The 26,293-nt window shown below is 33.6% G+C and carries 25 protein-coding genes and 2 pseudogenes; 15 read left to right on the forward strand and 12 right to left on the reverse strand.

Going from position 1 to position 26,293, the window contains the following annotated elements:
• The 6 genes and pseudogenes from RCJ96_RS00280 to RCJ96_RS00305 form a co-directional block, all read right to left on the reverse strand.
• Entirely contained in the window at positions 1-1,980 is a 1,980-nt protein-coding gene (locus tag RCJ96_RS00280; protein ID WP_242304803.1) for an FtsX-like permease family protein, read from the reverse strand.
• Positions 1,977-2,729 (reverse strand): ABC transporter ATP-binding protein, encoded by a 753-nt coding sequence (locus tag RCJ96_RS00285; protein WP_000393244.1) that lies wholly within the window; start codon positions 2,727-2,729, stop codon positions 1,977-1,979. The genes RCJ96_RS00280 and RCJ96_RS00285 overlap by 4 nt, the downstream gene beginning before the upstream one ends.
• A 20-nt stretch (positions 2,730-2,749) precedes the next feature.
• Positions 2,750-4,705 (reverse strand): FtsX-like permease family protein, encoded by a 1,956-nt coding sequence (locus RCJ96_RS00290; RefSeq protein ID WP_074606129.1) that lies wholly within the window; start codon positions 4,703-4,705, stop codon positions 2,750-2,752.
• Positions 4,706-4,779: 74 nt separating this feature from the next.
• Positions 4,780-6,755: pseudogene (locus tag RCJ96_RS00295) on the reverse strand (FtsX-like permease family protein).
• 94 nt (positions 6,756-6,849) lie between these two features.
• Positions 6,850-7,872 (reverse strand): sensor histidine kinase, encoded by a 1,023-nt coding sequence (locus RCJ96_RS00300; protein WP_074606125.1) that lies wholly within the window; start codon positions 7,870-7,872, stop codon positions 6,850-6,852.
• A gap of 2 nt (positions 7,873-7,874) precedes the next feature.
• Positions 7,875-8,570 carry a response regulator transcription factor gene (locus RCJ96_RS00305; RefSeq protein WP_000276737.1) on the reverse strand — a complete coding sequence of 232 codons (696 nt, stop codon included), beginning with the start codon at positions 8,568-8,570 and terminating at the stop codon, positions 7,875-7,877.
• Between the two features lie 207 nt (positions 8,571-8,777).
• Here RCJ96_RS00305 and RCJ96_RS00310 point away from each other — a divergent pair, with 207 nt between their 5' ends.
• The 3 genes from RCJ96_RS00310 to RCJ96_RS00320 are packed head-to-tail and all read left to right on the forward strand — an operon-like array spanning position 8,778 to position 10,337.
• The gene (locus tag RCJ96_RS00310; RefSeq protein WP_074606124.1) at positions 8,778-9,050 is read left to right on the forward strand and encodes an autorepressor SdpR family transcription factor; all 273 of its coding nucleotides are present in this window, start codon (positions 8,778-8,780) and stop codon (positions 9,048-9,050) included.
• Positions 9,047-9,685, forward strand: a complete 639-nt coding sequence (locus RCJ96_RS00315; RefSeq protein WP_074606121.1) for an SdpI family protein — start codon at positions 9,047-9,049, stop codon at positions 9,683-9,685. Before RCJ96_RS00310 ends, RCJ96_RS00315 begins: the two co-directional genes overlap by 4 nt.
• A 22-nt stretch (positions 9,686-9,707) precedes the next feature.
• Complete coding sequence (locus RCJ96_RS00320) at positions 9,708-10,337, forward strand: SdpI family protein (RefSeq protein ID WP_074606120.1); 630 nt, start codon at positions 9,708-9,710, stop codon at positions 10,335-10,337.
• 44 nt (positions 10,338-10,381) lie between these two features.
• Here the strand turns inward: RCJ96_RS00320 and RCJ96_RS00325 are convergent, their stop codons facing one another.
• Positions 10,382-11,254, reverse strand: coding sequence for an AraC family transcriptional regulator (locus RCJ96_RS00325; RefSeq protein WP_242304806.1), 873 nt, complete (start codon positions 11,252-11,254; stop codon positions 10,382-10,384).
• 306 nt (positions 11,255-11,560) lie between these two features.
• Between RCJ96_RS00325 and RCJ96_RS00330 the strand changes: the two genes are divergently transcribed.
• A complete protein-coding gene (locus RCJ96_RS00330) occupies positions 11,561-12,331 on the forward strand; it encodes an ABC transporter ATP-binding protein (RefSeq protein WP_000859653.1) in 771 nt (256 codons plus the stop codon).
• On the forward strand, positions 12,318-14,267 hold the full coding sequence (locus RCJ96_RS00335; RefSeq protein WP_270796488.1) for an ABC transporter permease: 1,950 nt from the start codon (positions 12,318-12,320) through the stop codon (positions 14,265-14,267). Before RCJ96_RS00330 ends, RCJ96_RS00335 begins: the two co-directional genes overlap by 14 nt.
• Before the next feature lie 76 nt (positions 14,268-14,343).
• Here the strand turns inward: RCJ96_RS00335 and RCJ96_RS00340 are convergent, their stop codons facing one another.
• Positions 14,344-14,643 (reverse strand): YolD-like family protein, encoded by a 300-nt coding sequence (locus tag RCJ96_RS00340; protein WP_416504491.1) that lies wholly within the window; start codon positions 14,641-14,643, stop codon positions 14,344-14,346.
• Positions 14,644-14,939: 296 nt separating this feature from the next.
• Positions 14,940-16,169 (reverse strand): helix-turn-helix domain-containing protein, encoded by a 1,230-nt coding sequence (locus tag RCJ96_RS00345; RefSeq protein WP_416504490.1) that lies wholly within the window; start codon positions 16,167-16,169, stop codon positions 14,940-14,942.
• Positions 16,170-16,520: 351 nt separating this feature from the next.
• Here RCJ96_RS00345 and RCJ96_RS00350 point away from each other — a divergent pair, with 351 nt between their 5' ends.
• The 3 genes from RCJ96_RS00350 (at position 16,521) to RCJ96_RS00360 (ending at position 18,292) form a co-directional block, all read left to right on the forward strand.
• On the forward strand, positions 16,521-17,099 hold the full coding sequence (locus RCJ96_RS00350; protein ID WP_001176082.1) for a class I SAM-dependent methyltransferase: 579 nt from the start codon (positions 16,521-16,523) through the stop codon (positions 17,097-17,099).
• Positions 17,099-17,689: a DedA family protein gene (locus RCJ96_RS00355; RefSeq protein WP_416504489.1), complete on the forward strand. Its 591-nt coding sequence runs from the start codon at positions 17,099-17,101 to the stop codon at positions 17,687-17,689. The genes RCJ96_RS00350 and RCJ96_RS00355 overlap by 1 nt, the downstream gene beginning before the upstream one ends.
• Before the next feature lie 255 nt (positions 17,690-17,944).
• Complete coding sequence (locus RCJ96_RS00360; RefSeq protein ID WP_074606109.1) at positions 17,945-18,292, forward strand: YxeA family protein; 348 nt, start codon at positions 17,945-17,947, stop codon at positions 18,290-18,292.
• A gap of 117 nt (positions 18,293-18,409) precedes the next feature.
• Here RCJ96_RS00360 and RCJ96_RS00365 read toward each other — a convergent pair.
• A pseudogene (locus RCJ96_RS00365) lies at positions 18,410-18,820 on the reverse strand (Rpn family recombination-promoting nuclease/putative transposase); the annotation flags it as partial.
• 181 nt (positions 18,821-19,001) lie between these two features.
• Here RCJ96_RS00365 and RCJ96_RS00370 point away from each other — a divergent pair.
• Positions 19,002-19,682 carry a DUF7003 family protein gene (locus RCJ96_RS00370; protein ID WP_270796494.1) on the forward strand — a complete coding sequence of 227 codons (681 nt, stop codon included), beginning with the start codon at positions 19,002-19,004 and terminating at the stop codon, positions 19,680-19,682.
• Positions 19,683-19,742: 60 nt separating this feature from the next.
• Here the strand turns inward: RCJ96_RS00370 and RCJ96_RS00375 are convergent, their stop codons facing one another.
• Positions 19,743-20,645 carry a diacylglycerol/lipid kinase family protein gene (locus RCJ96_RS00375; RefSeq protein ID WP_071728724.1) on the reverse strand — a complete coding sequence of 301 codons (903 nt, stop codon included), beginning with the start codon at positions 20,643-20,645 and terminating at the stop codon, positions 19,743-19,745.
• Between the two features lie 175 nt (positions 20,646-20,820).
• Complete coding sequence (hpt, locus tag RCJ96_RS00380; protein ID WP_001019299.1) at positions 20,821-21,348, reverse strand: hypoxanthine phosphoribosyltransferase; 528 nt, start codon at positions 21,346-21,348, stop codon at positions 20,821-20,823.
• A 161-nt stretch (positions 21,349-21,509) separates the two neighbouring features.
• Here hpt and RCJ96_RS00385 point away from each other — a divergent pair, with 161 nt between their 5' ends.
• The 6 genes from RCJ96_RS00385 to RCJ96_RS00410 all read left to right on the forward strand — a co-directional run bounded on the left by RCJ96_RS00385 (position 21,510) and on the right by RCJ96_RS00410 (position 26,157).
• Positions 21,510-21,725 carry a hypothetical protein gene (locus tag RCJ96_RS00385; RefSeq protein ID WP_002156638.1) on the forward strand — a complete coding sequence of 72 codons (216 nt, stop codon included), beginning with the start codon at positions 21,510-21,512 and terminating at the stop codon, positions 21,723-21,725.
• Between the two features lie 185 nt (positions 21,726-21,910).
• Positions 21,911-22,243, forward strand: coding sequence for a hypothetical protein (locus tag RCJ96_RS00390; RefSeq protein ID WP_000415605.1), 333 nt, complete (start codon positions 21,911-21,913; stop codon positions 22,241-22,243).
• A gap of 178 nt (positions 22,244-22,421) precedes the next feature.
• Positions 22,422-22,868, forward strand: a complete 447-nt coding sequence (locus tag RCJ96_RS00395) for an LPXTG cell wall anchor domain-containing protein (protein WP_000728006.1) — start codon at positions 22,422-22,424, stop codon at positions 22,866-22,868.
• Positions 22,869-22,957: 89 nt separating this feature from the next.
• On the forward strand, positions 22,958-23,578 hold the full coding sequence (locus RCJ96_RS00400; RefSeq protein ID WP_074606105.1) for a class D sortase: 621 nt from the start codon (positions 22,958-22,960) through the stop codon (positions 23,576-23,578).
• Positions 23,579-23,617: 39 nt separating this feature from the next.
• The gene (locus RCJ96_RS00405; protein ID WP_074606103.1) at positions 23,618-24,307 is read left to right on the forward strand and encodes a response regulator transcription factor; all 690 of its coding nucleotides are present in this window, start codon (positions 23,618-23,620) and stop codon (positions 24,305-24,307) included.
• On the forward strand, positions 24,304-26,157 hold the full coding sequence (locus tag RCJ96_RS00410; protein ID WP_074606101.1) for a sensor histidine kinase: 1,854 nt from the start codon (positions 24,304-24,306) through the stop codon (positions 26,155-26,157). Before RCJ96_RS00405 ends, RCJ96_RS00410 begins: the two co-directional genes overlap by 4 nt.
• The last annotated feature ends 136 nt before the right edge of the window (positions 26,158-26,293 follow it).

The following is a 26,293-nucleotide window of genomic DNA, read 5'->3' on the forward strand; positions in this document are numbered from 1 at the left end:
TCATATTTTGATATGCTGTGATAACTTATTAATGTACAGAGAACGGATTAAGAAGAAGAAAATGATCTCGATAATCCCGAAAAAGGTGAGTACAATTAATAACTCTTTTAGTAAAGAAAAAGCGAACATGCTTTGTAAAAATTTAACCGCAAATAATGTGTGAATACCAGCAACGATGTAAGGAACGAAAAATAAAATTCCTAATTGAATCGTTGCGGAGCGAAACATTTCTGATTCTGTTAAACCAAGCTTTGTAATGGTAATGTATTTTTGTTTTTCATTTGTTAAGTCGTTATACATACGGAAGTATAAAACACTAGCTGCACCGATAAAGAAAATAAAACCGAGAAATGCCCAAATAAAGAAAGTAGCAATTGAATTTCCTTTGCTGTATTTTAGGTCATCGGCCGCTGTGTAAATATTAAATGGGGGGTGAAAATCAGCTTCCGCATCTTTGTGTGCCTCATAGAAGTTATCTGTATCATTTCTAATATGTTTTAATATATTTTTCGTAGGAGCAATCGTATTTTCCCAGTTTTCAACGAAGTAATTATACACTATGGTTGTTTCAATATGAGGAATCATATTATTGAATACATCATCTTGTACAATTATTAAATAAGGGAATACGAAGGCTGGTTCAATTGATTTATTAATAAATCCTTTAATATGAAATTCTTTTTTATTAGATCCGATTGTAATTGTATTTTGTTTTGCAAATGGATTTGATACAAGATTTAAGAGCTCTGGTGAGTAACGAGAAATAATATAAACTTGTGTAGAATCAAGATGTATTTCTGGTCTTCTTAATTGTTTCGCAAGCGTGTTATAATCACTCATTTTCATAAGAGCAATGTCTTCTTTTAAAGCGGTATCTTTTAACAATGTAGACTTATGTTTGTTGTATTGAAAATTAGCATTTGTAAGCTCCGTTTCAATTGTAGCAATATGTTTTTGTTCAAGTGAATTTTCCCCTGTAGACGTATATGTGAAGGGGAAAGGACGGCGTTCTAATATCATTGCTTTCGTATTATTATTAGTAGCAAATAATCCGATAATAATCGTAAATGCAAGTGCAGATAGCATAGAAACGATAAAGAGTACATTAATATTACTACGAGTACGGTTAGCTAAATCTGAGATCCATAACATATTTATTTGCTTCATATAAAACTTTCTCCGCTTTTTCAAAATAAAGATAAAGAGAAGAAACGTTTGTGAAAAGAATAAATATGTTCCCACCACTACGAGCGGTAAAATAGATAGCATAATTAAGAATACAGATCCATTTTGTGCATTTTTTTCTGTTATATAGCCTTGCGGATAACCAGCTATATAATAGCATAGTGCTAAACAAATTAAAGCAAATAATGAGATGAGTATAGACGGTCTTTTTTCGTTTTTTTCTTTTTTATTATTTTTAATTAATCGAGTTGTTTTCCGAGTACGAATGAACATCGGTGTAAACGTAGATACGATAAGAAATAAAATAATAAAAGTTATTGTTGTTACGATAATAGCTTCTGTTGGCCAATATAAATAGAGGCCTTTTGCGTTTGTTAATTTAGAAGTAACGAGTAAGAAAAAGTTAGAAAAAACAAGACCGCCTTGAATACCAGCAAAGATAGCAAGCATTCCAATGATCATATTTTCAGTAAACAAAAGACGTTTTAATTGTTTTTGAGATATACCGAGAACAGTTAAAACGCCAAATTGTTGCTTCCGTACATTTAAAAATGTCCCAATAGAATATAAGAGAAAGAAGAACGAGAACAAAACGATAACAAACTGTGCCATGCCGGCTAAGTTCATCAATGGATCTTGTTCCTGTAATTTATTCATAATTTGTAAGCGCGGATGATACGCGTATACAGTAAACGAAAAGAAAACCATGATAGAAAACGCGCTACTCACAAAATAAGCGAAATATGCTTTCGAATTACGCGAGACATTTTTAAATGCGAATTGCCAAAATGTCATCCACGTCTTCCTCCTAGTAATGCTAAAACATCTAATATTTCTTGATAAAATTTCTCACGGTACAATCCGCGGTGTAGTTCATTGTAAAGTTCGCCATCTTTAATGAAAATGACGCGGTTACAATAACTTGCTGCGAATGGATCGTGTGTAACCATTAAAATTGTTGCATCTTCTTCTTTGTTCAATTTCGTAAATAGTTCCATCACGTCAATTGCCGCTTTTGAATCTAAATTTCCTGTCGGTTCATCGGCAAGTAAAAGTGACGGATGATGAATAACAGCACGTGCTACTGCGGTACGCTGTGCTTGTCCTCCTGACACTTCAAAGATACGCTTGTCTAAAATATGATCAATTCCAAGTTTCTTTGAAATGTTATCAAGCTTTTCATCCATTTCTTTTAAAGGAACATTATCTAATGTTAAAGGTAGTACGATATTTTCACCGATTGTTAGTGTATCTAGTAGGTTAAAGTTTTGGAAAACAAATCCTAGCTCTTGGCGGCGGAAAATAGCTAACTTCTCTCTACGAAATGTGTGTGGTTTTTTTCCATTAATCACGACATCACCAGCAGTCGGAGAATCAATGGTAGAAATAACGTTTAAAAATGTAGATTTACCGCTACCAGATGGTCCCATAATCGCAACGAATTCACCTTTATCTACATGTAAATTTATATTTTTTAAAGCAGTATGAGGGACCTTTCCTTCATACACTTTTGAGACATTTTTAATGTGTAATACTTCTTCCATAATAATCACCTTTCTATCCTTTAAAACTTAATATGGTGTGATAATTTTTGCATATAGAAGGAACGAATTAAAAGGAAAAATAAAACTTCAACTGTTCCAAAAATCATCAGTACGACTGTAATCTCAGCGAAGAACGAGAGATGTAAAACTTCTTGCAGCATCTTTGTCGCAAACATCGTATGAATTGATGCCATAATGTACGGGACAAAGAATAGAATCGCAAGTTGAATTGTAGCAGATCGTTTCATTTCGGCTTCTGTTAAACCAATTTTTGTAATCGTTACATACTTTTCTTGTTCATTTGTTAAATCTGTATGCATCCTGAAGTAAAGAACACTGCCAGCACCAATAAAGAAAATAACACCTAAGAAAGTACCAATTAAGAAGAACGAAGCGACATTTTGTTTTGTTGTGTATAGAGAATCGCTCGCTTCACTTGCATGGAAAGGAGGGTGCTCTGCTTGAATGTTGTTCCCGTCGGTATTAATTTTGTCTATGAATACCGCGCCGATGTTATTAGCTTTTTCCCAGTTCTTAACTTTAAAGCTATATACACTCATCTGTTTTGAAACAGTGGATAATGCTTCTACATTTTCATCAGATAGTATGAGTAATTGGTATATTAAGCGATTTGGGAATGGATTATAACTTTTATATTCTTTCACTTGTAGTTGTAAATTGTTTTGCGTAAGTGTAAGAGTATTTTTCTTGTCTTTATTGTGAAGCGTTCCAATAACTTGATCATCTAAGTCTTTCATAAGAATATAAGATTCATTCTTATTTACCGTGAGTGTCTCCCAATTTAAAGCCTTAGCAAGTACATTATAGTCACTTTGTTTAATGGCATAATAGAGCTGCGTATTATTTTCAGCTGAAGATACTTCATATATATCCGTTTTAAATTTTGTATAAGTAAAGTGCTCTTCATTAAATTTTTGTTCTAACCAGTTTAAATGTTTATCCGCCAACGTATTTTCAGTATGTGATAAATATGTAAAAGGAAAAGGATTTTCTCTTACTGTATCGAACTTCATAAATTTACCAAATCCATATAAGAATGTAATCATAGTAAAAGCAAGTGTTGATAGCATCGCTACAATAAAGAGCATGTTAATGTTTGTCCGAATGCGCGCTGCTAAATCAGAAATCCAAAGCATATTAATTCGCTTCATATAAAATGTTCTTCGCGTTTTTAATATACGAATGAGTAAAAAACTAATTTGTGAAAAGAAAAAGTATGTTCCAGCTGTAACAAGTGACGGAATGAGAAATATACTGGTGGCGGCGTACAAAAGCCCAACTACGTCGCCGAGCGACATGAAATATAGCGGATTGGCTGCTAGTACGTATCCAGATATTAAACATATCGCACCAAATAGAGAGATGAGCACAGATGCTTTTCTTTCTTTTTGTTTTGTTCCTTCTTTTAAAAGACGTACAGCCTTTCTCGTCCGAATGAGCATCGGCGTAAACGATGAGACGAGAATGAAGAGTCCTAGAAAAATGATCATAGTTAAAATAATGGCAGCTGTTGGCCAATATAAATATAAACCAGGAACATGTGTAATCTTGGCGGTAACTAATAAAAAGAACTGCGAGAAAACAAGTCCAAGTTGAATGCCGAAAAAGATGGAAAGAACACCAATTAGCATGTTTTCTAGAAATACGAGTCTCTTTAATTGTTTTTGGGATATGCCAAGTACTGTTAAAATCCCAAATTGCTTTTTTCGTACTTTTAAGAAAGTACCGATTGAATATAGTAAAAAGAAAAACGAAAAGAATACGATGACAATTTCTGAAATTGTCATTAATATGTTCAGAGCAACATTTACATCTGTCATATGCAATTTAGGATGAAATAAGTAAACTGCAAACGAGAAAAAAATTGCAATAGAAAACGCGCTGCTTACAAAATAGGCGAAATAAGCTCTGGCGTTCCGTGTGACGTTTTTAAATGCAAACTGCCAAAATGTCATTCACCTAAACCTCCTAATATAATGGGCATGAAAAAGGAGGGAAGAGATCCCACCTTTTTCATGTAATAACCTTTTTAATGTGTATTAGTATATTGTGATAGCTTTTGCATATAAAGTGAACGAATGAATAAGAAAAATACGATTTCAACGAATCCAAAAATAATAAGAACGGCTGAAACTTCTTTGAACAAAGATAAGCCAATTACATCTTGTAACATTTTCGTTGCGAACATTGTATGAATGGATGCCATAATGTACGGAACGAAAAATAAAATACTAAGTTGAATGGTTGCAGATCGTTTCATCTCTGCACCTGTTACACCGATTTTAGAAATCGTTATATATTTCTCTTGTTCGTTCGTCAAATCGGTATACATTCTAAAGTAAAGAACGCTACCGGCTCCAATGAAGAAAATAACTCCTAAAAATGTTCCAATTAGGAAGTATGCGCAGCACTACCAGATGTTATTCTGTATAATGATCCTGCTGATTCAAAGGAGCGAATAAGAGGTTCTTCATACTGAGATTTATTTCGATTTTTTTGCACTTTTTCTATAAAAGTATTAGCAATTTCATATGTCTGTTCCCAGTTCTGGATTTTGTAATTATATGCCGATATATGCTTTACCGTGTTAGGTAAGTTGTTCACGATAATATCAGGCAAAACTATCGTTTGATATGAAAAATTAGATGGAATTGCATGGATCTGTTCATAGCCTTTTACTTTTAATTTCGTATTTGTACTAGAGAGTGTAATGTAATCTCTTTTGTAGCTTTGCTCAAATTCATTAAATATAGTGATATAAGACGTCCCCGTTAAAACATATGCCTCGTTATCATTCATAAATAGTTGTTTCATTCGTAAAGAATCCGCAAGTTTGTTATAGTCACTTTGCTTAATTGCGTATACGTCATTATAAATAGCTATACCTTTATCTTCTTCTAGCGGTGTTTCATATATATCAGCTGTTATTTTCTCATAAGGAAAATGCTCTTTTTGTAATTGTTGCTCAAGCCAATTTAAATGCTCTGTAACAAAAGGATTCGCATCATAAGAAAAATAAGAAATTGGGAAAGGTGAAGTTCGATTAACGTCTAGCTTAATAAATTTTCCGAACCCATATAGGAACGTAATCATTGTGAAAGCGATAGTAGATAGCATTGCTACAATAAAAAGCATATTAATATTCGTTCGAATACGGTTTGCTAAATCAGAAATCCAAAGCATATTAATCTGTTTCATATAAAACTTTCTTCTTTTCTTTAAAATATAAATAAGTAAGAAACTAATTTGTGAAAAGAAGAAATATGTACCGATTGTAACAAGCGCTGGAATGACGAAAATACTTGAAACCATATATATAACACCAATTTGTGGGCTTACTGATACGAAATATTTAGGATTTCCAGCTAACGCATAGCCACCAAATAAACAAATCGCACCAAATAAAGAAATAAGTATGGACGGTTTTCTTTCTTTTCGTTTTTTACTATTTGTTTTTAAAAGGTGTACCGCTTTTTTTGTACGAATGAGCATCGGTGTCAATGTAGATACAACGATAAAAAGACTAAGGAAGACGATTGTCGTTAAAATAAATGCGTTAATAGGTAAGTATAAATATATGCCCGGTACGTGCGTAATTTTTGCTGTCACTAATAAGAAAAATTGCGAGAAGACAAGTCCAAACTGCATACCGAAAAAGATAGATAAAATACCGATTAACATATTCTCCATAAAAACAAGACGATGTAATTGTTTTCTAGATATTCCTAAAACGGTCAAAACGCCGAATTGTTTTTTTCTAACTTTTAAAAAAGTGCCAATGGAATATAGTAAAAAGAAGAAAGAGAAAAATACAATTACTACTTCTGAAAATATCATTAATCCTGAAATTTCAGAGACCATGCCAAATTTTTGTAATTTCGGATGGAATAAGTAAACAGCAAATGAAAAGAAAACGGCAATCGAAAAAGAACTACTTACAAAGTAAGCAAAATAAGCTCTGGAATTACGTGTTACATTTTTAAAGGCAAACTGCCAAAAGGTCATAAATTATACCCCCGGTTAGAAGATATAGAAGTAGTTTTATTGCAAAAAATGTATGAGAGTGAGTTCTCATACATTTTGCTTGCATATGTCACGATCATGCTTCGGTCACCTTCTCCGTTTGTTCTGATTGATTATTTGCAGCGTTGTGGAAGATGATTTTAATCGTCGTTCCTTTACCAACTTCAGAATCTAGTTTGACAGAGTGACCTAAATAATCACAAATTTTACTTACGATATAAAGTCCCATACCAGTTGATTCTCCGAATGTACGACCATTTTTCCCAGTGTAAAACGGTTCGAATACTCGTCGAACATCTTCTTGCGGAATACCAACACCTTCATCACGAACTTCTAAAATAATATCTTTTCCGTTTCGATAAGCGGATAAGAATACTTTCTTTCCGCGCTCACCAGAGTAACGAACGGCATTTGTCATTAACTGATAGATGATAAATTTTAGCCATTTCGCATCAGAAGCAACCTTTAAATCAGAATGAACTTCTAAAACAGGGAAGACTCCGTTTCGGATAAATAGTTCTTTTAATCCATTAATATTTTTCGTTACCGTATCTTTTAATGAAATCGTCTCAACATGGAAGTCTTCATGGAAGTTATTTAACCTTGCCATGTATAAAGCCATATCAAGCCCTTGGTTTAGACGTTCTAATTCTTTTTTGAATTTCGGAATTAAATGTTCATCTTCCATTTCAAGCACCATAAGTTGCATAACAGAAACGGGCGTTTTCATTTGATGCACCCAGTGGTTAATGAATAATTGATGTTCTTGTTGTTTTACTTCATACGATTGTAGTTCTTTTTGGAAGAGACGATACTGCGTGCGCACGAGTTCATTTACACCGTGAGGCATCGGAGCAGTTGCTCTTTCAATAAACGCATCTTCCATTTTTTCTGGTTGTTCACTTAATCTATGGTACATTCTACGATTGCGAACGTAACGATAAGCGAGGAAACAAATAAATAAGTATAAACTTAAAACGACGAAGTAAAATTTATTATTTTGGAATCCATCTACTGCATCATAAAGAACGAAGATGATACCGAAGTTTAATATGTACAGTAGAAAAAATGCAAAATGATCACGTAAAAATAGCTTCATGCTTATTCACTCCAAGTTGCGTTAAAACGATACCCAAGTCCGCGCACTGTTTCAATAGCATTTTCAATACCAAGCTCATTGAACTTTTTACGAAGACGCGTAATGTTTACGTTTAATGTGTTTTCTTCAACGAAGCTCTCGTCATCCCAAAGAGCAGCTAATAAATCTTCACGGCTCGCTGTACGAGGGAATTTAGATAATAACATTTCTGCTAAAATAGCCTCTTTCTTCGTTAAAAGAACTTGTTCAGATCCAAAATGAATTTCTGGACGTTCTGGGAATAGTTTTAAACCTTCTACTTCAACGATACGTTCAGAAATATTTGGCGCATAATCACCGTAAATACGGCGTAATTGACCTTTAATTTTTGCCATTACAACGTCATAGTGGAACGGTTTTGTAATATAATCATCCGCACCGCTTTCAATCGCCATAATTTGCTCCATCTCACCAGCACGAGCTGAAATGAAAATAATAGGGCAAGTAGATTCATGACGAATTTGGCGGCACCAGTAGAACCCATCGAATTTCGGTAAGTTTACATCAAGTAAAACAAGATGTGGTTTCACAGCGTTAAACGATTCCATAATATCATCGAAATTCTCTGCAACAACAGCTTCATAGCCATATTTTTGAATGTGAGATTGTAGTAATGATGAAATATTTGGATCGTCTTCAACGATTAAAATTTTATACATATGTATATTCCTCCTAAAAAACAATTGTAGATATAGTGTATCATGTGTTTCAAGTCTTTTCATTATGTTGAAAGATAAGCTAATAAACAGTATAGGGCAAAAGCGTAAAAAGTAAAAAGGGTGCTGGATATAATTGACAAATGATAGTAATTGTTTTAACATTTAGATAAATATCTAAATGTCTAATTAGTGAAAGGAAGAAAGACATTGAATCAAGCATTCAAAGCATTAGCAGATCCAACAAGGAGAAAAATTTTGGACTTATTAAAAGAAGGTGATCTAACCGCTGGTGAGATCGCTGAACATTTCAATATGACAAAACCAAGTATTTCACATCACTTAAACGCACTTAAAAATGCTGAACTTATTCAAGATGAAAAGAAAGGGCAATTCGTTTTGTACTCTTTAAACACAACGGTCTTTCAAGATTTGTTGACTTGGGTGTTTACATTTACGAATAAGGGGGAAGAGGGGAAATGAGAAAGCATGTATTTCCGTTATTATTAATTGCTTTAACGATTATTGCATGGTGCGCTGCATGGCCGTATTTACCGGGAGAGGTTCCGAGTCATTGGAACATTGATGGTGAAGTAAATGGACATATGTCAAAAATGGGAATGTTGATTTTTGATGTAGCAATTATGATTTTTATATATGTATTAGTAACTGTATTGCCTAAGATAGATCCAAAGTATGAGAACTATAAAAAATTTCCTAAAGCACTTGGAAGGATTAATGGAGCAATTTTATTTTTCTTATTTACTATTAATATGATGACACTAGCAAATGCTTTAGGGTATAACGTTCCAATTGGAATTTTTGTGAACGTAATGGTCGGTATCCTTTTTGTTGTACTCGGCAATTATATGCAACAATGTAAACCAAATTTCTTCATAGGTATTAAAACGCCGTGGACGTTAAGTAATGAGGAAGTGTGGAGAAAAACACATCGGTTAGGATCAAAGATTATGATGATTGGTGGTATTGTAATTATGATTTCGGCGTTTCTACCGGGAATGTGGAAAGTGATTAGTTTGTTAAGTGTTGTTGCTGTATTGGTTGTTGGTACGATGGTGTATTCCTATGTTACTTATAAGAAAGAGATAGGGACTTAATAAAAAATATGGGGGAGAGAGGATGAGAAGACACGTATTACCATGGAGTTTAATAATTGGAGTTGCAATTGGGTGGTATATTGTATGGCCGTATTTACCAGAACAAATTCCACGCCATTATAATGCAGCAGGAGTAGTAGATGGATATTTTTCTAAAATAGAAGCAAGTTCATTCTCGATAGGTAGTATGGTAGTGCTCTATATAATATGGCTAGTTTTTGGATTCATAAAAGATAAGTCTATACAGCAATCCAAAGTTCTTTCAGCGATTAATTATGCTATTCTCTTTATCGGATTTGGATGTAACATATTTGCACTATTAGCAGTATCTAATTATATTGCATCGGGCTCCATTGCATTTAATTTTGGACTTGGAACATTGTTTCTTGTATTAGGTAATTACATGCAACAAACGAAGCCGAACGGGTTAGTAGGTATTCGAATGGACTGGACATTAGAAAATCCTATAGTTTGGAGAAAAACACACCGATTTGCTTCGAGGGTATTTGTAATAGGTTCACTTTGTATATATGCCGGGGCTTTGCTTCCAGATCCGTTTAATATTTTTATGGGGATTGGAATGATATTAATATGCATTATCGTATCAACAATAAAGTCATATAGCATTTATAAAGAAGAGTTGAAAATGTAAATAAAGCAGCTTTTCCTTTTAAGGAAGAGCTGCTTTATTTTGTATCATTTCTTCAAAACCGGTATCCAAATTTCACTTTTAAAGTTTGGAGAAGATATATCTTTCTGTTCATTCCATAATATTTCTGGTCCTTCCGCTAGTTCATAGTTTGAGGAAGGAAACCATTCGGAATAAATGCGTCCCCATACATTTTGTAATGTTTCAGGAAATGGACCGACAGCTTCAAATACAGCCCACGTTGAAGTTGCAACTTCAAGCTGTTTAAACTGCTCTGGACAATCCTTTGTTGTGGCTACGCCAATATAGTGATCCAGTTCTCCTTTTTCCTCCATTCTTCCTTCAGAAAAGTTAGTAGAAGCACTAATGATTCCAGTAGGTTCCATGTTTGAAAGGGACTTTAATGTTTGAATAGCCTCTGGATTTAAACTTTTCCACATAGAAGCAATTTCTTCATTTACACCGCTAAATACAATCGGTACGCGTTTTGTAATACCTATAATTCGAAATGGCTCTTTTTCTTCAATTCGATAATTCATTTCATTTCCTCCTTGGATGGATAATTGGAAGGTCATGGGTGAATAGGCTTTTAAAGAATGGCTACTATTTCGGGCCTCTGAAGGTGTTATGCCGTGCAAGTTTTGAAAGGCACGAGAGAATGAATCGGGTGAATTGTAGCCATATTTTATAGCGACATCAATAACTTTTGCATCGCTATTTTTTAGTTCAAAAGCAGCGAGAGTAAGACGTCTACAGCGAATATATTCTGATAGTGATATGCCAGCTAGGAAAGAAAACATTCTTTTGAAATGATACTCGGAGCAGTAAGCTATTTTTGCGACTTCCTTAAAATCAATTTCATGTGTAAGGTTTTCTTCAATATACTGCATTGCTTCATTCATGTTTTTAAGTGAATCCATAACCATAACCTCCTTGTTAAATAGAATAGCAGGAAAAAAATAGCTCCATCCGACATTTCATGCACAACTTTGTAGGGTATATTTTTAACCTTACAAAATTGTAATGTTCCTGTAAGGAGAATGAATGGATGGCATGATATCCCAATGTTATAGTAACAAAGTACTTTGATTCATTAGGTTGAATTTTGATTTCTTTGCTTACCGGCCTTACATAACTGTCATGTTTGTGTAAGAAACATCGATAGTGGAAAAAGTAGAGAATGTATATAGTGAAAATAGAGAATAGATGAAATGAGGGATGTCGAGATGAAAACAGTATTAGAAGCAAAAAATATTGAAAAAGTGTATGACACGGGTGGTAATAAATTTGCAGCGTTAAAAGGTATTAACTTACAAGTAAAAGAAGGTGAGTTCGTTGGAATTATGGGACCTTCTGGTTCGGGTAAGACGACTTTACTAAACGTTCTTTCTACAATTGATAATGCGACGAACGGTGAGATTTTAATTGATGGAAAAGATATCGTAAAAATGAATGATGATAAGTTAGCGTTATTCCGCCGCGATCATTTAGGTTTCATTTTCCAAGATTATAACTTATTAGATACGTTAACGGTAAAAGAGAACATTGCGTTACCTCTTGCGTTATCGAAAGTAAAGGCAAATGAAATTGATCGCCGCGTTCTTGAAATCTCGAAAAAGTTCGGTATTGATCATATTTTAAGTCAGTTCCCATATCAAGTATCTGGTGGACAGAAGCAAAGATGTGCGGCATCACGTGCAATCGTTACAAATCCAAGTATGATTTTCGGGGACGAGCCAACGGGAGCACTTGATTCTAAATCAGCGACAGATTTACTTGAAAGTATGAAGTCGCTAAATGAGTATGATAACTCAACAATCTTAATGGTAACGCACGATGCATTTGCAGCAAGTTACTGTAAGCGAGTTATTTTCATTAAAGATGGTGAGTTATATAAAGAATTGCACCGCGGCGAGTTAACGCGTAAACAGTTCTTCCAACAAGTCGTTGATGTAATGTCTTCTATTTCCGGAGGTATGGCTGATGACCTTATCTAGCATTGCCCTCCGCAACATACAGCGGAACTTTAAAGACTACTTTGTATATTTTGCATCTATGATTTTTAGTATCGTTATTTACTTTACATTTAAAGCACTGCAATATAATTCACAAATGGAAAAAGCAGCGGAAGCTTCTAAAAAAATTAGTGGGGCATTCCAAGTTTCCAGTGTGATGCTTATTATTTTCGTAGCGGTGTTTATTATATATTCGAACGGTTTCTTTACAAGAAAACGTAAAAAAGAAGTTGGGTTATATTCTTTATTAGGTATTCGTAAAAGACAGATTGGTAAAATGCTCTTTTATGAAAATATGTTAATGGGATTAATGTCATTAGTAATCGGGATTGCGATTGGTAGTGTCCTTTCAAAATTATTCCTTGAGTTATTAGTAAATATGATGGGATTAAATTTAAATGTTCATTTTGAAGTACCGATGGCTGCCATTATTGATACAGCAATTATTTTCTTTGTGATTATTTTATATACATCACTTCAAGGATATCGTCTAATTTATCGATTCAAGCTAATTGAACTTTTCCGTGCAGAACGTGAAGGAGAAGCAATGCCGAAGGGCTCTGTTATTATGGCATTAATTTCAGTTTTCTTAATCGGTTCAGGTTATTTCTTAGCGTTAATGTACATGAAAGCAGTTATGTATGCAGACTTTATGGTCGTTGCATTATACATTTTATTAGCGACAGTAGCAGGAACTTATTTATTGTTCATGTTCTTCACAGTATTTATATTGAAACGTGCGAGAAATAATAAATCAGCGTTTTATAACGGTATGAATATGGTAACGACATCGCAGTTACTATATCGTATTAAAGGAAATGCGAAATCACTTGCGACAATTGCGATTTTAAGTGCAGTAACATTAACGGCGGTTGGTACGTCAGTTACGATGTATTACAATACATTTAAGCAATCAAAAGTTGCTGCGCCGTATAGTTATTCATATGAGAAAAAAGACGAAGCATTAGATAAAAAAGTAAATGAAATACTTGCTGGAGAAAAGAATAATCATCCAGTGACATATGAATCAGAATTTGAAATGATTCCTGTGAAAGGAACATTTAAAGGTGAAAGAGCGGATCAAGTTCTGAACACACACTATAATGTGACGAAGCAGTACCAGCTTATTTCTCAATCAAATTTTAATACAATCGCGAAACATTTAGATATAGAACCTGTAAATTTAAATGCGAATGAAGCTTTTGTATATGATAGCCTATATATTGAAACACTTGATTTTGGTCCTCTTTACACAGGAAATACAGCTGTATTCCCTGTTGGAAATGAATCGAAAGAGTTAAAGATTAAAGGTGTAAATAGTAGAAGTGTTACAAACTTAAATGAACTATTTGTAATCGTTCCAGATCAAACATATGAGCAGGCGAAACAAGTAAACGAAACGCGCATTGTAAAAAATATTGATGTAAAAGGTGAGCGAAATAGTAAAGAGTTAACAGCGAAATTAGCAAGCGTTATGCCAGCTGGTGAATCAGAAATTTTAAAACCATTTCATGATTTCTATACAGGATTCCAAACGGGACTTGAAACGACAGGTTTAATGATGTTCATCGGACTATTTTTAGGATTAGTATTCCTATTAGCGACAGGTTCAATCATTTACTTCAAGCAGCTTACAGAAGCAAGTGCTGACCGTGATCGTTACGTCGTTCTTCATAAAGTCGGTGTAACGAAGCAAGAGATGAAGAAAGCTATCGCAAAACAAGTAAGCTTTATCTTTGCGATCCCGTTAGTAATCGGAATCTTGCACAGCTTGTTTGCACTAAAAGGTTTAGGGAACATATTACCGTATGAAATCATGATCCCACTCCTAATTAGTATTGGAGTATACGGCGCTATTTATATCGGATATTACTTCTTAACAGTTCGCTCTTATTATAAGATTGTGAGTGCGAAATAATAAGTGAAGCTGTGAGGAAGGAAAAAGCCATTTACCTAATTTTTATGAGGTGAGTGGCTTTTTTGTATAGCAATAATTAACGTGCATCAATTATGTCGATGAAACTAAAAGTATGTTTCCGATCAAAGGTATCTATACATATTAAAGAACGTTTCAAAGGGTTTAATTCAATTACAGTCATATAACTTGTAGGGAAATAACTATCTTTATAATAAGTGATTAATATTTCTTTTTCTGAAATGAATGAGCGTAATAAATTGTCTTCAATTCTTTCTCTGTCATCGTATGATGATACTCTTCGCGATTCTTTTATGCCATGAGATTGTTTAGACATAATAGTTATTTGAACCGATTTTGATATATTTGTACTACTCATACTTTCTATTCTCCTAACAATATATTTTCTATATAGGAAGGTTAATCACTATGGAAGTAACTACTGCTGATCATTCCGAAGTACCTTGTGTTAGTTTTATTCTGTCTGATTTGGAGCTGAATTTGCTTAGTACTAAAAAATTATCAAATTCATTCACTTATTTATAGTAATTTATTTGTCATTCTTGTACTTTTTTGAAGAGGATTAAAACTTTATTTTGGATGAAGGAGAGGAAATCAAATCGAGGAAGGTGAGCAAGTATGGCAACTATCTCACCCTCTATTAAGAAAGCGTTTTTATATAACAGTATGATTTTCACGATATTGTCTAGGAGTCATGTTAGTGATTTTTTTGAAAACTCTTGTGAAATAACTTTGGTCATTAAAGTTGAGCCAGGCACAAATATCTGATAGTGGATAAGTCGTTAATGTTAATAATTTTTTTGCTTCTTCTACTCGTTCCCTCTGGATATATTCACTTAAAGGAATTCCCACTTCTTTTTTAAATAATTTTGATAAATAAGTAGGGGAAATATGTAAAAGGTTAGCAAGGTCATTAAGAGTTATTTCATCGTAAATATGTTTGTGAATATGATTTAAGCATGTAGTAATGGCATTAGAATATGCTTGATTATTATATTCTTTTACACGTTCTGCAAAAGTACATAATGCATCTTCAATTAATCTATTTACGGAATACATGTTGTCTAGCTTTTCAATGGTTTGGATATATAAAGTGCCGAGTGAAAAAGCAATATGTGATGGGAGATTACCATCTATCGCATATCGAGTAGCTAGTGTAATGGCGATAATACCGTTATTTTTTTGGTTTCTCAGTTGATCTCCTTTAGATGAAATTGCTGCGTCTTCTTGTGGGAAGGAATAGGCATATTGTATGACCTTTTCTTTATTACCTTCTTTAATGGCTGAAAAAAATTTACGTTCCAATGATATGTCATAATTTTGCGGGTCATGCCGGCGACGTTTTGAAATGTATAAATCAGGATTTACGATTTTATAAGAAACATCTTCGAGCAATTTATTTTTTTTCCAAACAATATCGCGATCTAATTTTTCATTGAAAATGACGTAATGTAACCAAATACTTATATCAATTAGCGTACTTTTTTTAATCTCTGGTAGAAATTGATAGTAGTCTATTCCTTGCTGCATTTTATGATTACAGTTGAAATACTTCATAAGTTTAATAGCCATTTCATCTGATACTTTTGGATAAGTAGTAGGCCCGAGTATAATTGTTCCTTTTATATGTTCATGATCAGTTATATGAATGCTAATGAAATTCTCAAGGTACTTATTCCCTTTGAAAATTGGAAAATTACAAGGAGCATTTTCTTGATAAAGTTCATTCAGATGTTCTTCTTTAGAAGTATAAAAAGGACTACCAATCGTATGAGAAGTAGATTCATATACAATTTTTTTATTAGTAGCTAAGAATTGAACGGGTACATGAAAAGTGCTATGTACAAGGTCGCATAAGTGCTGTATGTCGATATAATTATTCATGATCTTCTCCTTTTAAATCGTTTTGAAATATATTTAAATGTACATTCGTTTCTACAAAATATAAATTTCTTATTATTGGGATTTCTTTGCTCATACAAAATAATTACATATGTTGGATAATAATGAAAGGTAATTGACAGATTTATTTCTGCAGATGTGATGGTACCTTTCATAAAATTTATTTTTATATCCATTATACCGAATTAATAAATATAAAAGGGATATTTATATATAAGAGCAAATGATACATTCTTCATAAAATCTTAAGAAATCTCCTCAATTTTTGTTAAGAAACGATAGTTATACTTAGAAACAAGTAAAAAACTATTGAACGAATGGGGAGAAGTTTACATGCAGCTCATAACATTCTTACATGAATTTATTAAACATCCGAAACATACTGGTGCAGTTGCGCCAAGTTCAAAAATATTAGCAAAGAAAATGGTAGATGTAATTGATTTTAATAAAGCAAAATGCATTGTAGAGTTAGGGCCTGGTACAGGAGTCTTTACGAAAGAAATTATGAAGAGAAAGAAACAGGAAACAATATTTCTTCTTATTGAAATAAATGAAGTGTTTTGCAAAGAGCTAAAGAGAAAGTTTAAAGATGAGCAGAACGTCATTGTTGTGCACGGTTCAGCTGAAAATATAAAGAAGTATATGGAAGAGTTCCATATAGAATGCGTGGATTATGTCTTATCGGGATTACCTTTTACCTCTTTACCAGAAGAAGTTTCAAAACGCATTTTAAATAATGCAATGGAAGCAATACATGAGAATGGGGAATTCATAACATTTCAATATTCACTTGTGAAAAAAGGATTTATACAGCATTTCTTTCCTCAAATTACATTAGAAAAAGTGTGGCTCAATTTCCCGCCAGCGTACGTCTTTAGTTGTAAAAAAGAGCTAAGGAGAGTATATGCATAATGGAATTGCATGAATTATTATCTTATATTGAACAATACGGTTATTGGGCGTTATTTTTCTGTTTATGGTTAGGTATTATCGGTATGCCAATTCCAGACGAAATGATTGTAATGAGTGGCGGATTTGTCTCTTCACTAGGGATATTAAGTATCATTCCTGCATTTTTATTAACGTATTTAGGAGTTGTATCCGGACTTTCTTTAGGTTATATACTAGGGAAAATATTTGGTACAAAAGTACTTCATAAACTAATGAAAAAGAAAAAGGCAAAATATCTTTTGAAATCTCAACAAATGGTAGAGAAATATGGTCATTATGCGTTAGTTACAAGTTACTTCATACCGGTTGTAAGACATATCGTACCATATGTAGTTGGGATGAATAACATGTCATTTCGGATATATGCTTTGTATTCCTATACGACAGGATTTGTTTGGACGCTCATTTATTTTGTGCTCGGTTCTTTATTCGGACAACATATTGAAAGAATTGTAGCAGTTGCGATAGAGTATGGCGTATATTTTGGCGTAATTGTCGTTTTAATTGGTAGTTTGTTTTATGTAAAAAGAAGTGCAGTAATGAGTAAGTAGCGGAGGCTGTTCCAAAATCCATTTTGGACAGCCTTTTTTGTTGTTTCTACTGTCAGTTTTTGTCGGTAAGTCGATATTCCTTGTCGAAACGTCGATATATTCGAAAAATCGTCGATATAATTTCATGTACCTAGATGTAACGCCACATTTCTTCTACATTAAGAAAAAGTTAAGAAACTGTACGAGTTTTTATTAAGAAATGCGCTCTATACTTAGAAATGTTCTCAAGAAAACATAATGAAAGGCGGAATATAGATGAAAAGATTTATTTTTGGAGCAATGATTGTTATCGTCGCAGGAGCGACATATTTATTAAGTGGGAGTAAGCTATTAGATCAGATGAACCCATTTCTTGATATAGAGAATCATTACGCAATTATTGATAATGATGGAAAAGAATTAGGCGGAAATAAAGGCCGTGAATATACGGTGAAAGCTTATGATAAGGATGGAAAAGAAAAAGAAGTAACGATTGATGGAGTAGGTGAATTACAAAAAGGTTCGTATTGGCATGTGCTGACAAGAGGAAAGGTTTTACATGACAAAGTGCAAGTAACGATAGATAAAATTCCTGACGGTGCAAAGGAAAAGTTAGGATTGTAAATATAAACCCGATTCTCGATGAGAGAATCGGGTTTGTTATTTTATGGTAAAATTTAAAGGGGAGGAGTGAGAGGTATGCTACTCGTTGTTAGTCTTATATTAATTGGGATTATGTGTAGTATGAAATTCTTTGTGATCTAAAAACATGATGAAGTTCAATAAATTAATGGTGATGGTTTTACGAAGTGCACTGTAGGGCATCCCTTTTTGTAACTGAGATGTGTATAATTTTCCCCAATAATATAAACTGCGTTTCATCATATTGTGATTATTATTAAGCTGTATTTCTACATTTACTTTTGTCCCTGTGTCTAATGTTGCTGAAATATCTAGAATTGATAATTTATCATTTGCGTGTTCTCGGTGTAAATGTGGATCTTCTAATTGTAGAGAAGCAATAGGTGACTCTAAAGACTCTTGTAACATCGCGTTTAAAAAGGCAATGAGAATATCTTCACTACCATTCGTACCAAACAATTGTTTAAATGCAAAATCAATGCGTAAATTCACTAATTGTTGGTTGAACAAAGTATGCCCTCTCCCTTATATGAAGGTGCTTCTTTTCTTAATTGTATCTAAAAATAACTAGAGGATGCAAATAGACCATTCTGCTATTTTTAAGTAGGATTATTATAATGTCAGAGGTAAGTATAGTTATGTTATACTCTAGTAAATTTGAAAAGTTTATATAGAGGTGAAGACGCTACAGATGCAAACAGATATTTTGAAACTATTAGATAAAAAGCAAAGTAAGTATGAATTTCCTGCTTTTGATAATGATTATATGGATATTTCACAAGTGAAATTCTCTCTTTTCTTTAAAGAGAATAAGGATTGGTTAATGGTGTTTCAAGTGGTCGGTGTAGGTTCATTAGGTGTATGTAATGATATTCAAGTATATGGAGATAGAATAAACCATTCAATTGGTGATGATGGAATTTTACAATTAAATGATGGAGAGTATGAGTTGTTTGATGATGAAGGTGAATTTATGCCAAATATTTATAATGACAGTGTGAAAATTCGCGAGCATCATTTTGAATATCAATTTACAGAAGAAGATTATGTGAATCATGGAATAGAAGTACAAACGATAGAGTCTTATCCAACATATTTCATGCGTATGCTTGCTACTAATAATGAAGCACGAAATTTATTATGGTGGAGTAAAGAAGAGATTTTAGAAGAGTTTGATTTAGAAGGCGACTGGGAAGTAGCGTATGAAACGGAAGAATGGAAACATGTTGAAGATGAAAAAGTAAGTGAAAATGAATTCTTCCAATCAGTAGCCGCTGCAATAGAGAAGAAAGATCCAAGTATTATTGTGAAGAAGGATGCTAATACGCACTGGAAAAATTGGGTGGAGTTTGATTACGAAAATTCATATTAAAATATCTTTGTAATAAAAAAGACGAGCTAAAATGTTAAAACTTTAGCTCGTTTTTTTGTATTACACAACCGCAGGATTATAAATCATCGTAAAGTGTCCTGGTAATAATTCAATGTTACAAGGTGTATGAAGCGAACTTTCTCCATCTGTATCTACTTCTTTTTCTTCTTCTGTTTCAATATGAATGGATTTCGCTTTTACGTGGAAGATGTCATTTTCATTTGAGTCTTCAAATAGTTTCTTTCCGATATAATCTTTAAATGCTTGAATACCTGTTGATTTGACTACGAAAATATCAAGTGTTCCGTCGTCACATTTTACGTTCGGAATAAAGGACGGGATGCCGCCAAGATATTCACCGTTTCCAACCATGACAAGAACAGCTTCGTCTTCATATACTTGTCCGTCATAAGTGATTTTAACTGGGAATGTTTCAGCATTTTTGACAGTTCGAATTGTGCTTAAGTAGTAGCCTATTTTTCCGAGCTTTGCTTTTTCTTCTGCATCAATATTGTTTGATACTTCAGATACGAGTCCAATGCCCCAGAAGTTTAGGAAATGTTGTCCGTTTGCTTTTGCAACGTCAACTGGTTTTACGTGTTCCTTAGTGATAAGTTTTGCTGCTTCTGCAATGTTTTGCGGAACGCCGAGTGTGCGAGAGAAGTCATTGCAAGTTCCACCTGGAATGATTGCAAGTGTAGGTCTAGTTTCAAGAGGTGCTAAGCCGTTTGTGCATTCAAATACTGTTCCGTCACCACCAAAGACGATAATTAAATCTACTTTACTAGCAAACTCTTGGCAATATTTTGTTGCATCACCTTGTTTTTTCGTATGAAGAATATGTAAGTCAGGAAAAGCTGCGGCAAGAGGCGGTACGATTTTCGTTAAATTTGTATGTAAGTCGCCTTGTCCAGCTTTTGGATTTACGATGAGGAGTACTTTTTCAAATTTTGTTTTTGTCATTTTCATCTCTCCCTGTTTTTTTGTAATGGAAAGAAAGGAGCTGTTCCGATGTATTGCAGAACAGCTTTTTCCTATTAATAAGGCGCTAAGATTGTCAGTTATTGTCGGTAAGTCGATATATTTAAAAAATCGCCGATATAAATTTTATGTACTATCGACTTTTTAAGTTATACGATTATTCCGTTACAACTGAAGCAATAAATGGTAAGTTACGATATTTTTCTGCGCAGTCGATGCCGTAGCCAACGATAAATTCGTCTGGAATTTGGAAGCCAACATATTCAGCTGTTAAATCCACTTTGCGGCGCTCAGGTTTATCAAGTAACGTACAGAATTTGAGTGCCTTTGGTTTATGCATAAAGAAGTGATCTTTTAAGAAGTGAAGTGTTAAACCAGAATCAATAATGTCTTCTACGACAATTACGTTTTTTCCAGTAATGTTTACATCGATATCTTTTAATAGTTTCACTTTTCCAGTTGTTTCTGTTTGATTTCCGTAGCTAGATGCAGAAATAAAGTCGATTGTTACATCGTTTTTAATGTGACGAATTAAATCAGCAGCAAATACGAAAGATCCTTTTAGTACAGCGATGACTACGATTTCTTCTCCTTCAAAATCACGTTCGATTTGAAGTGCTAGTTCTTTTACTTTGTCTTGTAATTGTTCTTCAGAAATTAAAGTGTCTTTTATTTCAATATTCATTGGAGTCCTCCTACAGTGTAAAACTTGTGAACATTTCGACTGTAAAGGATAGAAAGGAAAAAGTCAAAGAAGATAGTAATTTTTTACAAAGACAATAACAAAATCATCTGATGATATGATATACTAATTATATAAAGAAAACGCTTCCATAAAGGGTGATGATAATGAAGAAGAAACAGTACACAACTGTAACATTTATAAAAGCATTACTATTAACAATTGTTCTTGGATTGTTGGCTTATATAATTGATGTACCAGCGATTCGTATTTCACTAATTGGAATGACTTTAGTATTAGGCGCAATTTCCCATGGTATGATGTCACAGCTGCAAGAAGCTGGACTTGATGATATGAAAGACCATATAGATAAGAAATAAGAGACCTTCACATAGGCATAGTGAAGGTTTTTTTTGTTTCTTACAAAAATGTAAGGTAGTTGTAAGGGAAATCGATAGTTGCATAGTAGTGTTTTGGATAAACTATGGGTGTAAGGTAAAAGGCAAGCATATTTTAGGTAAATTAAGTTTTAGGCACTCTATATGTGAAAAAGGAGTAGGAGGGCATGGAGAAACGTTGGACGACCTTTTCTTTTTTAGCAACTAGCAACACCGTAATGCTAGCTGGCGAAATGGATTTTTTGCACTTGTTTGATCGAGAAGACGATCATTCTTCTTCTAAATTTACAATGAAATGGAGTAAGTGGAGCGAGAGTTGTAGGTTTGAAGAAGAGACCCCTAACGAAGAGCAAAAGGTTATTTTGACAAACCCTATTAAAGCGTGGGTTGTTCAACGTCGTAAGTGTAACGTCAAAAATCACTTAAAGAAAACTGAGCCGAGACAATTAGTTATCGCTCCGGCCCGTTCTACTTCTAAATCACGCGAAAGTAACATGTAAATAATTGAGACACACACCCGAAAAAACATCGTATATATTGCGATGTTTTTTTATTTTTTTACAATGAAATCTTTAAATGAAATATATTTCATCTGCATCTCATATTTATATCTCTTGTTTATTCTAGTGATACATCCGATGCGAAGTGATGTAAAACGTATAAAAGGAGAGAAATAAAATGAAAAAGAAACTATTACCGATCTGTGCAATAGCACTTTTAACAGTGGGATATTCTTCAGTAGCAAGTGCGGATACTGGAACAGTAACGAAGGAAGAAGCAACGCAACTGCAACAAGATAAGGCGAAAAAAGAAGCAGCGATTAAGGAACAGCAAAAAAATGAAGAAGAGAAAAAGAGAATAGCACAAGAACAGCTGAAAAATGATATGGCAAAAAAAGAAGAAGCAATAAAGGCTCAGCAAAAGAGTGAGGAAGGGAAAAAGGAAGCTGCACAAGTACAACAAAAAAATGCTGCAACTAAAAAAGAAGTAGCAAAGCCAGCTGTACAAGGTGAAAAGTTACCAAACACTGCATCAAATAATGTAGTAATGATGGGATTAAGTGCATGTCTTGTAGCAATCGGTACATTATTTGGTTTGAAACGTCGCAATAAAGTTAAGGCGTAATTACAATATTGCCCTATAAAGAATGGGATAATTTCATATATTAAAAATGGTAGGTTATTCCTACCATTTTTGGCATGGAGGGATGAAGAATGAAGTTACTCAATTATATCGGTATCATATTGATGGCTATAGGACTATTTATGGGATCATATTATGCTGTGGAATGGTATAAAGGAAAAAGCTCTGCCGGGCAACTAACGAAGGAAGAAATAAAGAGCCTTACCAATATACAACATAATCAACTTTCACATGAAACTCCCGTAACTTCTCAAGTCCCTTCTTCTCAAACAGAGCATAAAGAAGGAGAAAAGGTAGCGATGTTACATATACCGAAAATAAAGAAGAAGTTTTCTGTATATTGGGGAGCGGATGATGCAACGCTGAAAAAAGGAGTTGGAATGTTCGTTAGTGATGTAACGACAACGCCATCTGGAGGGGGCCATACTGTACTAAGTGGGCACCGGGATACGGTCTTTACAGATTTAGGAGAGTTAAAAGAAAAAGATACTCTTGTTTTAGAGTATGATAATAAAACGTACACATATGAAATTCAAAAGAAGTGGATTACCCATGCGGATGATCGTACTGTTATTATAAAAAAAGAAGAACAGATATTAACACTGACGACTTGCTATCCATTTAATTATATAGGGGATGCACCGGATAGATATATTATCGAGGCGAAGTTAACTGCTAGTTATTCAAAGTGAAATTGTAGTTTCTCAAAGTGGGAGGGGGATACATAAGTTATGTCAAAAAATATTTTAATTGTTGAAGATGAAGACATATTACGCGAAATATTAAAAGATTATTTTTTAAGTGAGCAATATGTAGTGTTTGAAGCAAGGGACGGGAAAGAAGCTTTAGTTGTATTTGAGGAAGAAGAGGTTGATTTAGTTATTTTAGATATTATGTTGCCGGAACTTGATGGATGGTCCGTTTGCCGAAGAATCCGTAAAACATCCGAGGTTCCTATTATTATGCTAACGGCACGTGTTGATGAAGACGATACGTTACTTGGATTTGAACTTGGAGCAGATGACTATGTGACGAAGCCGTATAGTCCGCCAATTTTATTAGCAAGAGCGAAACGGTTGTTAGAAAGTAGAAAAGTAACAAAGAAACTTTTAGAGAATGAAGATGATACATTATCAATTCATGGCATCCACGTCCACTTTCCATCGCGTACTGTTACGGTAGATAGAACAGACATTAATTTAACACATACAGAATTTGAAATATTAGCGTATTTTATGAGAAATCAAGGGATTGTTTTAACAAGAGAGCAACTTATATCAAGAATTTGGGGATATGAATTTGCTGGTGACGACCGAACGGTTAACAGCCATATTCGTAATTTAAGAAATAAATTAGGAGAGAAAGCAAAGTACATTACAACTGTAGTACGAACGGGTTATAAATTTGAGGGGAATGTATGAGAAAAGGGATTGTACTAAAATTATTTACTCTCACAACAGCATTATGTATGTTAATTTTAGCGACAATATTTATTGGACAAACGATATTTTTTAAACAATATTATGCGAATCGAAAAGTGGAAGATATTAAAGTGAATTTAAATTCCTTTGAGAAAAATTATTTAAACTATGCAGGAAATACAGAAGAAATTAAGCGACTGGAGCAAGACTTTTTAAGAGAAAATAATACGTGGATTACGACATTAGATCAGAACGGGAATTTAAAGCATGCGGATGATTTTTATTTTGAGGTAACGATAGATCGTAAGCAACAGAAGAGTTTTGGACAACAAATATTCAAAATTCCTTTATACAATCTCATCAATATAGAAGAGATTGATAATAAGTCATCAACTCCGTTTTTAGGCCAAGAAATTTATTTTTCAGGAGTGAAAAAAGAAGAAAGTTTTATTCCATTCTCTTTTTCGCTAGGTAAGCAAAATTTGAATGGATTTAATAAACAGTTAGAAAAAGCATTTAATGAGAAAATGAGTAAATTAGATCAGGAGAAAAAGAAAGCAGCTGAGGAACAATTTGGTAAGGAAAAGAAGCCGGCAGTTCAGGAGCAAGCTGCCCAAGAACCAGATATTCACATAAGAGGGCGTGTTACGAAAGTTCAGCTTCCGGATGTAACAGGTCCTATAAATCCAATTTATAAAAATAGCATCTTTTTAGATAACATAAAAGAATTTCAAACGGATTTATTATTGAAAGAGAGCAAGCCCATACAATATGCAACACAAACAATGGACTATGAAAAAAATGATATTAAATATAAATTATTAATCAAACCAATAAAAGAAAAAGACGGATCCGTCACATATATATATGCAATGGCTTCTTTACAGCCTGTAGATGAAGCTGTACAAATGGTGCAAGATTACTACATTTACATCATTGCATTTGTAGTTGTTCTTATTTTTCTAGCTTCGTTCTATTACTCTAAGCAAATCGCAAAGCCGTTATTAAAAATAAATGATACGACGAAGAAAATAGCGCATTTAGATTTCACAGAACAAATACCGATTACTTCAAAAGATGAAATTGGTGATTTATCGAAAAATATTAATGTATTATCCAATAAACTCCATTCCCATATTGGACAGCTAGAACAAGATATTGAAAAGGAAAGAAAGTTAGAAAAGACGCGGAAAGAATTCATTTCTGGTGTTTCGCATGAACTAAAAACACCACTGAGTATTATGAAAAGCTGTATTTCTATTTTAAAAGATGGAGTAGCTGAGCATAAAAAAGAGTACTATTTTCAAGCGATGGAACGGGAAGTAGACAAAATGGATACTTTAATTTTGGATATGCTGGAGTTAGCTAAATTTGAGTCAGGCACATATAAAATGAAAAAGGATTCATTTTATATTGATACAGTAATGGAAGATATATGTGAAAACCTTTCTGTAGAAATAGAGAAAAAAGGACTTCGTGTTCATAAACATATAGGCCCATTTGAAGTAGTCGCAAATCAAGGCCGGATTGAACAAGTCATCGTGAACTTCATTACGAATGCGATACGTTATACACCAAATAAAGAAGATATTATTATTTCTACAATAGATGAGAAGGATCGTATAAAAGTATGTATTGAAAATAAAGGTACTCATATTGAAGAAGAGCAATTAGATAAAATTTGGGATCGTTTTTATCGCGTAGATGCAGCTCGCCAGCGTTCGCAAGGAGGAACAGGTCTTGGACTTGCCATTTCAAAGAATATTTTAGAACTACATGATGCTGAATATGGGGCAGAAAATACAGAAGATGGTGTGTTATTTTATTTCTATTTATCGAAAGAAGCGTAGACAATATGATCTACGCTTTTTTTTATTTATTTTCATATTATCTTTACCTAATCTTTATTTTTAATCAGTATAATTTGTTTAGAAAATGAGGTTATGTAAGGAGTCGATGAACCGTGCATAGCAATTGGCTAAGTAT

This window comes from Bacillus sp. BSL6 (assembly GCF_052928345.1).